The sequence below is a fragment of the Sphingomonas sp. FG14 genome (assembly GCF_057809675.1).
The window spans coordinates 1-905 of sequence record NZ_JBMDKK010000057.1 but is presented as its reverse complement, the minus strand read 5'-3'; the positions used below and the strand labels follow the sequence as shown (position 1 = coordinate 905).

The window sequence follows — 905 nt, the reverse complement described above, 5'->3', positions numbered from 1 at the left end:
TACAGCGATCGCAAGCTTCGCTCGCGACGCTGAGCCGGGAACTGGGGATCAACCCCAAGACGGTGGCGAAGTGGCGCAAGCGGGCCACGGTCGAGGATCTGAAAACCGGGCCGAAGGCCCCTCACTCCACGACCCTGACGCAAGCAGAGGAGGGTATGGTTGTCGCGTTCCGGCGACACACGCTCCTGCCGCTGGATGACTGCCTCTACGCCTTGCAGCCGTCGATCCCGCATCTGACCCGGTCCGCGCTGCACCGCTGCTTGCAGCGCCACGGCATCTCACGCCTGCCAGATGTCGAAGGCGACAAGCCCAAGCGGCAACGCTTCAAGCGCTACCCCATCGGCTTCTTCCACATGGATATCGCCGAGGTGCAGACCGCCGAAGGCAAGCTCTACTTGTTCGTCGGCATCGACCGCACGAGCAAGTTCGCGGTCACGCAGCTGGTCGACAGGGCTGATCGACGAACGGCGTGGGAGTTCCTCGAACACCTGCTGGAAGCCGTGCCGTACCGCATCCACACGATCCTCACCGACAACGGCATCCAGTTCGCCGAGCAACCGCGCAACCGGAACACCGCCTTCTCGCGGCAGATGCGCTTCGACATGATCTGCGAAGCGAACAACATCGAACACCGGCTCACCAAACCGAACCACCCCTGGACCAACGGACAGGTCGAGCGGATGAACCGCACCATCAAGGAGGCAACCGTCAAACGCTTCCACTACGAGAGCCACGAGCAACTGCGGATACACCTCGCAGACTTCATTGACGCCTATAACTTCGCCCGCCGCCTCAAGACGCTCGGCGGCCTCACACCCTACGAATACATCTGCAAAATCTGGACTTCAGAGCCAGACCGCTTCATCGTCAATCCGATCCACCAAATGCCGGGACTGAACACCTAG

General features: G+C 61.7%; 1 protein-coding gene. It reads left to right on the top strand.

Annotation, left to right across the window (positions count from 1 at the left end; all coding sequences use genetic code 11):
* The coding region (locus ACODTA_RS30310; RefSeq protein ID WP_489071407.1) for an IS481 family transposase at positions 1 to 905 on the top strand (905 nt) is incomplete at its 5' end.